Annotated in this window: 6 protein-coding genes; 3 read left to right on the top strand and 3 right to left on the bottom strand. The window is 71.1% G+C overall.

All coding sequences use genetic code 11. From position 1 onward, the window contains the following. The 3 genes from ACWDRB_RS67165 to ACWDRB_RS67155 form a co-directional block, all read right to left on the bottom strand. Window positions 1–3,977 (bottom strand): type I polyketide synthase (locus ACWDRB_RS67165; protein WP_449912689.1); only part of this gene is annotated, 3,977 nt, incomplete at its 3' end. Between the two features lie 61 nt (window positions 3,978–4,038). Next, on the bottom strand, window positions 4,039–5,316 hold the full coding sequence (locus ACWDRB_RS67160; RefSeq protein WP_449912687.1) for an activator-dependent family glycosyltransferase: 1,278 nt from the start codon (window positions 5,314–5,316) through the stop codon (window positions 4,039–4,041). 158 nt (window positions 5,317–5,474) lie between these two features. Next, window positions 5,475–6,530 (bottom strand): helix-turn-helix domain-containing protein, encoded by a 1,056-nt coding sequence (locus tag ACWDRB_RS67155; protein WP_449912686.1) that lies wholly within the window; start codon window positions 6,528–6,530, stop codon window positions 5,475–5,477. Between the two features lie 305 nt (window positions 6,531–6,835). Between ACWDRB_RS67155 and ACWDRB_RS67150 the strand changes: the two genes are divergently transcribed. The 3 genes from ACWDRB_RS67150 to ACWDRB_RS67140 form a co-directional block, all read left to right on the top strand. Next, window positions 6,836–7,735, top strand: a complete 900-nt coding sequence (locus tag ACWDRB_RS67150) for a proline iminopeptidase-family hydrolase (RefSeq protein WP_449912685.1) — start codon at window positions 6,836–6,838, stop codon at window positions 7,733–7,735. Window positions 7,736–7,778: 43 nt separating this feature from the next. Beyond that, window positions 7,779–9,017, top strand: a complete 1,239-nt coding sequence (locus tag ACWDRB_RS67145) for a type III PLP-dependent enzyme (protein ID WP_449912683.1) — start codon at window positions 7,779–7,781, stop codon at window positions 9,015–9,017. 94 nt (window positions 9,018–9,111) lie between these two features. Beyond that, a partial coding sequence (locus ACWDRB_RS67140; protein ID WP_449912682.1) for a type I polyketide synthase occupies window positions 9,112–11,498 on the top strand: 2,387 nt, incomplete at its 3' end.

Here is an 11,498-nt window from a genome sequence, read left to right as displayed (position 1 = left end):
CCAGTTGTCACCGCGCCGCTGGTGACCAGCACCAACCGGGTCTCGGCCAACCGCTCATCAGCCAGCCAACCACCCAGCACACCCACGACCCGATCCAGCTCCGGCCGCAGCCTCTCCTGACCGAAAGCCTCCACCGACAGCCGCATCACCACAGCGGCCGGAAGAGACCGCCCGGACGCGACCGCATCACCCAACGCCGCCACATCCACGAACTCCCCGACACCCCCACCAGCAGCCTGGACAGCCGCGACCAGAGAGGGCCAGCCCTCGCCCACCACCGCCACATCCCCAGAACCGGAACCGGCCGGCTCACCCGGCAGCGGCACCCACTGCACACGATGCAGCGCATCGTGCCCAGCCTGCGGACGCGACGACAGCCCATCCGCGGGCAGCGGACGTGAGATCAAGCTCGCGACGACCGCGACCGGCGCACCGGTGCCGTCGGCGATGCGGATGCTGGTGGCGCCGTCGTCGGTGGGCTGGGCGTGGACGCGCACGCGTTGGGCGCCGGAAGCGAGCAACTCCACCCCGTTCCAGGCGAACGGCAGCGCGACCCCCTCAACCTGCTCGACGAGACCGGTGGCATGCAAGGCGGCGTCCAGCAGAGCCGGGTGGATACCGTACTGGTCGGCTTCGGCGGCCTCCCGCTCGTCGAGCTCCACCTCGGCGAACACCTCTGCGCCACGCACCCAGGCCCGCTTGAGCCCCTGGAACGCCGGACCATAGCCATACCCGGCACGAGCCAACGCCTCGTAGTGACCGGACACGTCCACCGCCTGCGCCCCCGCGGGCGGCCACTGCTCATCAGCAGAACCGGCCGCACTGCTCGTCACGGCCAGGGTGCCCGCGGCGTGACGCGTCCAAGGCCGCCGGCCAGTACGGGCGTGCACCGCCACCTCACGCCGCCCGTCCTCACCAGCAGCGGACACCGCCACCTGAAGCTGGACCGGCTCGTCACCCCCGATCACCAGCGGCGCCTCAAGCGTCAGCTCCTCCACCACCGGACAGCCGACCTCATCCCCCGCCCGCACCACCAGCTCCACGAACCCGGTGCCGGGGAAGACCACCGTCTCCCCCACCCCGTGATCCGCCAGCCAGGGGTGTGTGGCGGTCGAGATCCGGCCGGTCAGCACCACCCCACCCTGATCGGGCAGCTCCACCGCCGCACCCAGCAGCGGATGATCCACCCGCGTCAGCCCCAGCCCACCCGCGTCAGCCGCCCCCGCCACGGAAGGCTCCAGCCAGTAACGCCGGTGCTGGAACGCATACGTGGGCAACTCGGCACCCACGCTGGTGCCGGGCAGGAGTCGTAGCCAGTCCACCCCCACCCCGGCGGCGAACGCCTCGCCCGCCGAACGTACGAACCGCCCCGCGCCGCCCTCGCCGCGCCGCAGCGATGCCACCGCGACTCCCGACGGGGCGGTGACGTCCAGGATGTCCTGCACCGCCATCGTCAGCACCGGATGCGGGCTCACCTCGAGGAAGAAGTCGTGACCGTCGCGAATCGCGACTCGTACGGCGTCCTCGAAACGCACGCGCTGGCGCAGGTTGGTGTACCAGTAGTCGGCCCCCAGCCCCTCGGTGTCCAGCGACTCCGCCACGACCGTGGAGTAGAACGGCACGTCGGCGGAGCGAGGTTCGAGCCCGGCCAGTTCGGCGAGGACGGTCTCGCGGAGCCGCTCCACCTGGGCGGAGTGCGAGGCGTAGTCCACCTTGATCTTTCGAGCCTGCACGCCCTCACCGGTGATCGCCGCGAAGAACTCGTCCAGGTCGGCGGCGCCGCCGGACACGACGACGGAGGTCGGGCCGTTCACGGCGGCTACCGAGAGCCGGTCGCTCCACGGTTCGAGCCGCCGCACCAGCTCCTCGTACGGCAGCAGCACGGCCAGCATGCCGCCCGTCCCGGCGAGCTCCCTGCGGATGACCTTGCCGCGCTGGGCGACCACGCGGGCCGCGTCCCGCAGCGACAGCGCCCCGGCCACGCACGCCGCGGCCACCTCGCCCTGCGAATGCCCGATCACCGCGGCCGGGCGGACCCCCACGGACTCCCACAATGCCGCCAGGGAAACCATGACCGCCCAGGTGGCGGGCTGGACGACGTCCACCCGGTCCAGGGTCGGAGCTCCGTCCACACCGCGCAGTACGTCGAGCAGGTCCCACTCGACGAACTCGCTCAGCGCCTGCCCGCATTCGGCCAGCCGGGCGGCGAACACCGGCGACGCCTGCGCCAGCTCCACCCCCATCCCGGCCCACTGCGCCCCCTGCCCCGGGAACACCAGCACCGCATCCCGATGAACCGCCGCCGTACCGGAGACGACCGTGGGATCAGACTCGCCGGCCGCCAAGGCACGCAGGCCGCCCAGCAACTCCTCCCGATCCGCACCCACCACCACCGCACGGTCCTCGAAAGCCGCGCGGGCACGCACCAGCGACAACCCGACCTTCTCGGCCGCCACCTCCGGCCGGGCATCGACATACTCGGCCAACCGCGACGCCTGAGCGCGCAACGCCTCCTCACCACGCCCCGACAGCACCCACGGCACCACACCCGACACCACAGGAGCACCCCCCGGGATGTCCAGCAGCGGCTCGGGAGCCTGTTCCACGATCACGTGCGCGTTCGTCCCGCTCACGCCGAACGACGACACACCCGCCCGCCGCGGCCGGCCGGCCGGCTCCGGCCAGTCTCTCGCCTGATCCAGCAGCCGGACCTGGCCCTGCTCCCAGTCGACATGGCTGGACGGGGCGGACACGTACAGGGTCTGGGGCAGGAGGCCCTCGCGGGCGGCCATGACCATCTTGATCACACCGGCCACGCCCGCGGCGGCCTGCGTGTGCCCGATGTTCGACTTCACCGACCCGAGCCACAGCGGCGCCCCCGCGTCACGGTCCCGCCCGTACGTGGCCAGCAGCGCCTGGGCCTCGATGGGGTCGCCGAGCGTGGTCCCCGTCCCATGCGCCTCGACCACGTCCACGTCGGCGGCCGTCACCCCGGCGTTGGTCAGCGCCTGGCGGATCACCCGCTCCTGCGAAGGACCGTTGGGCGCGGTCAGACCGTTGCTGGCCCCGTCCTGGTTGACCGCCGTGCCCCGGATGACCGCCAGGACCTGGTGGCCGTTGGCCCGCGCGTCGGACAGGCGCTCCAGCAGCAGCATGCCGACACCCTCGGAGAACACGGTGCCGTCGGCGTCGTCGGAGAAGGCCTTGCACCTGCCGTCGCGGGCCAGCCCCTGCTGCCGGCTGAAGTCCACCATCAGCTCGGGCGTCGGCATGACGGTCACGCCGCCCGCGAGCGCGAGCGTGCTCTCGCCGCTGCGCAGCGACTGGCAGGCCAGGTGGATGGCGACGAGCGAGGAGGAGCAGGCGGTGTCCACCGTGACCGCGGGGCCCTCCAGGCCCATGCTGTAGGCCACCCGGCCGGAGATGACGGAGCTGGTGTTGCCGGTCTGCACGTACCCCTCGACGCCCTCGGGGAACGGCCCGAGCCCCGAGACGTAGCCGGTCTGCGTCCCGCCGACGAAGACGCCGGTGGGGGTGCCGCGCAGCGTGCCGGGGTCGATCGCGGCCCGTTCCAGCGCCTCCCAGGCGACCTCCAGCACGTGCCGCTGCTGCGGGTCCATCACCAGGGCCTCGCGCGGGCTGATCCCGAAGAAGCCGGCGTCGAAGTCGCCCGCCCCTTCGAGGAAACCGCCGTCCCGCGCGTACGTCGTACCGCCGGCCGTGTGGTCCTCGTCGTAGAGCGTCTCGAGGTCCCAGCCCCGGTCGTCGGGGAAGGAGGAGATCCCCGAGCGGGCCTCCACCAGCATGTTCCACAGGTCCTCCGGCGAGTTCACCCCGCCGGGGTAGCGGCAGCTCATCGCCACGATCGCGATCGGCTCACGATCCTTCGCCTCGACCTCGCGCAGCCGCCGGCGGGCGCGCTGAAGGTCGGCGGTAGCACGCTTGAGGTAGTCCCGGAACTTGTCGTCAGTGGCCATGGGATTCTCAACCAGCCTTGAGGTAGTGAGGCGGAACGGGACGGACGTGGGCCGGCGCGGTCTAGCCGGCTGTCCTCCGGTGGCGGAGCACGTGCTCTTCCAGGTCCTTGACCAGGTCGTGCGGGGTCGGGGTCTCCCGTATCTCCTGACTGGTCTTCTGTGCGCGCTCGGTGAAGGTGGAATCGTTCAGGATCCGCTGCAGTTCGGCGCGGAGGGTGTCGGCCGAGAACCGGTCCGGCGGAAGGTGCACGCCCACGCCGTGCGCTTCGATGGCGTCCGCGACCTGGTCCTCGTCGTGCAGCGCGTGCGGGATGATGAGCTGCGGGACGCCGTTGAGCAGCGCCGTCAGGGTGCTGCCGGTCCCCGCGTGGTGGACGATCGCCGAGCAGCTCTTGAGCAGCGGGTCCAGCGGCACGAACCCGGGGATCCGGACGTTGTCGGGGACGGTGGCCCCGGCGGGGACGGAAGCGGGGCCCAGCAGGGCGACGACCTCGATGTCCAGGTCGGCGACGGCCTCGAACAGGTCGGGGTACCCCAGCTTCGCGCGGCCGGCCCACACCTCCTGGTAGGAGTTGCCCAGGGTGACGCAGACCCGCGGCCGCTCCGGTTCCGTCCGCAGCCAGTCGGGGATGGTCCCGGGGCCGTTGTACGCCACGTAGCGCACGGGCAGGTAGTCGTACTCCGCCGGCAGGCGCAGCCAGGAGGGGATCGAGTCGATGGTCGTCTGGCCGAGGACGAGGTCGTCGTCGTACTCGCAGCCGTACTTCTCCAGCTTGGCCGTCAGCCAGTCGCGTACCGGGTCCTCGCCGGCGGCCTCCGGGCGCTCGGCCCGCAGGCGCAGGAACAGCTCACGTAAGCGGCCCCAGTGGTCGCGGCCGATGGTCGTCCGGGCGTGCGCGGCGCCGCAGGCGGCCGCCGCCACCGGTCCCGTGTACGTCATGCTGTCCCAGATGACCAGGTCAGGGCGCCACGAGCGGCAGAAGGCGACCATGCCGTCGAAGACGGACTCGTCGGTGTTCACGTCCAGCGCCATCGGGGAGGCGAAGGCCGCGAGGCAGTCGCGCACGTACTCGTAGGTGAGGACCTCGGGCCGGATCTCCGTGATGGAGTACCCGGACCCGTAGATGGTCTCCTCGGGCGCCATCGCCGCGACGCGCTCGGCGTAGCGCGCCTCGTCGCCGACGGCGACGCCCATCAGTCCCGTCTGCTGCACCAGGGGCATGATGTCGGGTTGTGCCGCGATCACGACGTCGTGGCCCGCGGACTTGAGCGCCCAGCCGAGCGGCACCACGAGGTTGAGATGAGCGCTGGCCGCGAGTTGGGTGACAACGACGCGCATTCCGCATCCTTCCGGCAGGTACAAGGTCGGCCGGGCGGCGGCGCGCAATGCGCCCTTCCGCTCACAGGTGGGTGTCGTGAGCAGGTCCGCCAGAGCCCCATCGACTCTCACGAGACAGTAATCAGCCACGTGAGAGGCACCGACCCCTAGATCACCCCTCAGGCCCCCCTGCGGGCTTCGGCCGTACTGGGGTGTTCGCCGAGCCGTCGCAGGGTGAGTGCGAGGGTCAGGCGGGCGCGGCCCTCGGCCGGCTGCACGGGGAAGCCGAGCTCGCTCTCGGCGCGGGCCAGCCGGGCGGCGACGGAGCTGCGGTGGATGTAGAGCCGGGAGGCGGTCTGGCGGATGGAGTCGCTGGCCGCGAAGACGTCCAGCGTCGCCAGGACGGAGTCCCCGTTGGGCGCTTCCGCCAGGCGGTCCAGTGCGGCGACGTCCGGGGATCCGCCGATGGCCTCGTCCGGCAGGTGCTCGGCGAGCAGGGCGAAGCCGCCCAGCCGGTCCCAGTGCACGACCCTGCCCCACAGCTCCCCCGGGCCGGCGAAGCGCAGTGCCGTACGTGCCATGTGCCAGGCCCGCGCGGCGCTCGCGGACGGAACGCGCGGGCTCACCCCGACCGCCGAGCTCGTGCTGGCGAGGGCGTCGGGCCAGGGCGGGCCGGAGACGATGACCCCGTACACCTGCCCGAGGCGGGCCACCCTGCCCCCGAGCCCGGAGGCGTCACCGGCGACGGCGAACACCTGCACCGAACGATCCGGCCTCAGCCCGAGGAGCTTCAGCGCCCGGGAGCGTCCGGCCTCGTCGACGGCCGAGCCGAGGACGAGTTCGACGAGCGCCGGGTCGCCGAACCCCGGAGCGGGCTCCCTCCTGCCCAGGGCAGCGGCGCAGGCGATGGCGAACCGTTCGACGAGCATGGCGTCGATCGAGTACGCGTCGCCGCGCCGCTCGATCCACACCTCGCCGCCGTTCACGAGCTCGTGCCTCCTGGAACCCGGGTCGGCGGGCCCGTCGAGTGCGCCGCCGCCGGCGCTCACCCGCCGATACACCCCCAGACCGGGAACGCTCACCCCTACGGGGCATTCCGCGAGCCGCGAAGCCTCCAGCAGCAGCCGCTCCAGATCGGTCCCGTTCTGCAGGAGCACGTCGAAGAAGCTGATCACCCTGAGCTCGTCACCCGCGTGGGCGTCGAGTTCGGAAAGGCGCAACAGCAGGTGCTTCATCAGGTTGACCTCGGCTCTGATTTTGCGTTCACTCGGGCTCGGAAAAAGCGACGCCGCGGCCGGCGGTCGCCATTCGGGGTGAATGTTCGCAACGGAACGGTATACGGATGCCGGGGCTTCGCGGCGGGTCCGGGGAACGGAATCCCGCCCTATAGGGGATACGCACGGGTCGGATAGGGGTCCGCCCTCGATCGGCCTTCACCTAGCGTCGGCAGGGCCGCTCACCTGCGCATTGTGCGGCATTTCGATGAATGGCCCAGGGCGTGGGGCGCCGTCTCCGCGCCGAACGTGATGAGGTGGTTGACTTGGCCCGAGCCCCCAGCGCCAGGGGAACCCTGCCGTTCGGCGACCACGTGACCTGGTACCGGGTGACCGGCACCCCGGGAAAGGGGAAGCCGGCGGTCGTGGCCCTGCACGGAGGGCCCGGCGGCACCCATGACTATTTGCTCCCCATGGCGGAGCTCGCCGACGCCGGCTGGCCGGTCGTCCATTACGACCAGCTCGGGAACGGCGGTTCCACGCACCTCGACGACGCGGACCCGGGATTCTGGACGCCGGAGTTGTTCGACGACGAGCTGGGCAATCTGCTGAACCGCCTGGGAATCGCCGGCGACTACGTTCTCTTCGGCCATTCCTGGGGCGGTCTGCTGGCCGCCAAACACGCGTCCGAGCGGCCGTCCGGGCTGCGCGGCCTGGTCATCGCGAACTCGCCGGCCTCGTACCCGGAATGGCGTAAAGAGCTGAAGATCCTGCGCGACCTGCTGCCGAGCGGGGTGAACGAGACGCTGCTCGCCCACGAGGCGGCCGGGACGACGGACACCCGCGAATACTTCGACGCGATGATGGTCTTCTACAACCGGCACGTGATCCGTACGCGGCCGTGGCCACGCGAATTCAAGGCCACGTTCATGGACACGCTCAGCAATCCGACCGTCTATCAGGCCATGAACGGGCCGTGCGAATTCCACGTGATCGGCAGCCTGAAGGACTGGGACGTCCTGGACCTGCTGCCCGGCATCGACGTGCCCACGTTGGTGATCTCGGGCCGGCACGACGAGGTGACCCAGGAGTCGGTCCGGCCTTTCCTCGAGCTCATTCCCGGGGCCCGCGGAAAGGTCTTCGAGGATTCCAGCCATTCGCCGCATCTGGAGGAGCCGGAGCTCTTCCGGCGGGTCATGCGCGAATTCCTCGCCGGCCTGGCCTGACTTGGGCCGCCGCTCTTCATGCCCCTGCCCAAGGAGACAAATCTTGAACGACGCCACCGATATCGTGAAGAGCGACGCCGAGCTCGCTGCTCGCTACGGATCGCCGCTTTACGTCTACGACCTCGAACGTGCCGTCGCCGCTTATGACGACCTCCGCGCCTCCCTGCCCGAGGGGACGGTCGTCTATTTCTCGTTCAAGGCCAATCCCCATCCGGAGATCGCCGAGGCGCTGCGGGAGAGCGGCGGTTCCGCGTGCAAGGCCGAGATCAGCTCCACGGGCGAGCTCGCCGCGGCTCTGCTGGCGGGCTTCGACCCGCTCGACATCCTCTACACCGGGCCCGGCAAGACGACCGAGGAGGTGGAGGCCGCTCTGGAGGCCGGTGTCCGCCGTTTCTCCGTCGAGTCGGTCAACGACCTGCGCCGGATCGGGCAGGCCGCCGGGGAACAGGACACGGTCGCCGACTGCCTCCTGCGGGTGAACAGCACCGCCTCAGGCGCCACCACCAGCATCCGCATGACGGGGGCTCCCTCCCAGTTCGGCTTCGACAGCGAGACGCTCCCCGAGCTCATGCCGGAGCTTCGATCGGTGCCCGGCACCCGTCTGTCGGGGATGCACCTGTTCTCGCTGAGCAACGCGAAGGACGAGGAATCCCTGATCGCCGAGTTCAAGCACACGATCACCGCGGCGGCCGAGGTGCGTGACTCGACGGGCCTGGAGCCGGAGCTGCTCGACATCGGCGGCGGCTTCGCCTCCCCCTACCTCTCCCCCGGCGAACGCCCCGTCTACGGCGGACTCCGCGCGGCGCTGGAGGAGGTCCTCGACTCGCACTTCCCGGGCTGGCGCGACGGCAGCCCCCAGGTCGCCTGCGAATCCGGGCGGTACCTCGTCGGCGACTGCGGCCGGCTCGTGTGCACCGTCACCAACGTCAAGGAGAGCCGCGGCGGCAGGTTCGTCATCCTGGACGCCGGGATCAACACGCTGGGCGGCATGTCCGGGCTCGGGCGGCTGCTGCCGGTCTCCGTCCAGTTCGAGTCCGCCGAGCCCGTGGCACCGGCCAGCCTCGTCGGCCCGCTCTGCACCCCGGGCGACATCCTCGGCCGCAATGTCGCCGTACCCGATCTCCGCCCCGGGGACGTGGTGACCATCCCGAACGCGGGGGCCTACGGCATGACGGCCAGCCTGCTCATGTTCCTGGGCCGCCCGGCACCCAGCGAGGTCGTCATGCGCGGCGACAAGGTCGTCTCCTCGTCCCACGTGCTTTTCGTCCGCATGTACGAGTAGAACCACCTGCCTGCCCTGCAGGTATCCATCGTCGGCTGTCCCGGCTCAACCGCCGCGGACAGGATCACTGCGGTTCATATGGAGAGTCAAACAGATGAGCCAGTCCGGAAACAGCGAATTCGAAGCCAGCGGCACCCCGACGACGAGGGCCGGACGAGCGACGGCCTTCACCCTTCGGCTGGCTGACCTCTCCATGGCGGAACGCCGGGCGTCCCTGACCGAACTGGTGAGCCGGACGACGCTCGACGTGATGAGCGCCGTACTGCCCGGGCTGCTGGAGACGGTCTCCGCCGAGCAGACCTTCAAGGACATGGGGCTCGACTCCCTCGCGGCGGTCGAACTGCACGACCGGCTCGCCGCCGAACTCGGCGCCGAGCTCCCGATCGGCATCGCCTTCGACTACCCCACGCCGACCGCTCTCGCCGACTACCTGCTCACCGAGGCGCTCGGGCTCGGGGAACGGCGAACCGCCGAGATCACGGCCGCCGTCGGCTCCGACGAGCCCATCGCGATCGTCGGCATGGCCTGCCGCTACCCCGGCGGCGTGGCCACGCCCGAGGAGCTGTGGGAGCTGATCACCGAGGGCCGGGAGACGGTGACCGGGTTCCCGACCGACCGGGGGTGGGATCTCGACCGGCTCTTCGACGACGACCCCGACGCCGGCAACACCACCTATGCCCGGGTGGGCCACTTCCTGCACGACGCCGCGGAGTTCGACGCGGCGTTCTTCGGGATCAGCCCGCGTGAGGCCGTGGCGATGGACCCGCAGCAGCGGCTGATCCTGGAGACCTGCTGGGAGGCCGTCGAACGGGCCGGCATCAACCCCCAGACCCTGCACCAGAGCCAGACCGGCGTCTTCATCGGCGCCGAACCGCAGGACTACGGCCCCCGGCTGCACCAGGCGCCCCCTGACGTCGAGGGCTACCTCGTCACCGGCGCCGCGCCGAGTGTCGTCGCCGGCCGGGTCGCGTACACGCTGGGCCTGGAAGGGCCCGCCGTCACCGTGGACACCGCCTGCTCGGCGTCGCTCGTCGCCATCCACCTGGCCTGCCAGTCGCTGCGCACCGGGGAGAGCCCGCTGGTGCTCGCGGGCGGGGTGACCGTGATGTCCGCGCCGGGGACGTACACCGCCTTCAGCCGCCAGCGCGTCATCGCCGCCGACGGCCGCTGCAAGGCCTTCAGCTCCGACGCCGACGGCACCGGCTTCTCCGAGGGCGTCGGTGTGCTGGTGCTGGAGCGGTTGTCGGATGCGGTGGCCGCTGGTCATCGGGTGTTGGGGGTGATCCGTGGGTCGGCGGTCAATCAGGACGGGGCCAGTAACGGGTTGACGGCTCCGAACGGTCCTTCGCAGGAGCGGGTGATCCGTCAGGCGCTGGCCAATGCGCGGTTGTCGGGTGCGGAAGTGGACGCGGTCGAGGCGCATGGCACGGGGACCGCACTGGGGGATCCGATCGAGGCGCACGCGCTGCTGGCGACGTATGGGCGGGATCGTGACCCGGCGCAGCCGCTGTGGCTGGGCTCCTTGAAGTCGAACATCGGGCACACGCAGGCCGCCGCGGGGGTGGCCGGTGTGATCAAGATGGTGCTGGCGATGCGGCACGGGTTGTTGCCGCAGACGTTGCATGTGTCTGCTCCTACGACCCATGTCGACTGGGAGCAGGGCCAGGTTCGGCTGTTGGAGCAGGCGCGGGACTGGCCGGAGTCGGACGGCCGGCCGCGGCGGGCGGGTGTGTCGTCGTTCGGCGTGAGCGGGACGAACGCGCACGTGATCGTGGAACAGGCCCCCGAGCCGCAGCTGGACACCCCGGGGGGTGCTCCTGTGGTGTCGGGTGTGGTGCCGTGGGTGCTGTCGGGGCGTGGTGAGGAAGCATTGCGGGCCCAGGCGTCGCGGTTGGCCGAGTACGTCGATGCCCGGCCGGAGGTGGCGGCCGAGAAGGTCGCGTTGTCGCTGGTGCGTGCCCGCGCGGCCTTTGAGGACCGTGCCGTGGTGGTGGGTGCGGATCGGGAGGAGTTGCTGGGCGGCCTGCGTGCCTTGGCGGCCGGCGAGTCCGTCCCCGGGGTGGTCTCCGGTACGGCGGCGGTTCATCGGGATGCGGTGCTGGTGTTCCCCGGTCAGGGGGCGCAGTGGGCCGGGATGGGGGTGGAGCTGGCGCAGGCGTCGCCGGTGTTCGCGGCCCGGCTGGAGGAGTGTTTCGCTGAGATCCGGCGGTGGGTGGACTGGGACCCGGCCCAGGTGCTGGCCGACACTGATGGGCTGGAGTCCATCGAGGTGTTGCAGCCGATGGCGTTCGCGGTGGGGGTGGCCCTGGCGGCGTTGTGGGAGTCGGTGGGGGTCCGGCCGACAGCGGTAGTGGGGCATTCGCAGGGTGAGGTGGCCGCGGCGTATGTGGCCGGGGTGTTGTCGCTGGCCGACGCGGTGCGGGTGGTCGTGTTGCGCAGCCGGTTGTTCGCCGCCGAGTTGTGGGGACGTGGCGCGATCGC

Source organism: Nonomuraea sp. NPDC003707 (genome assembly GCF_053587055.1).
This window is presented reverse-complemented; position numbering and strand designations above follow the sequence as displayed.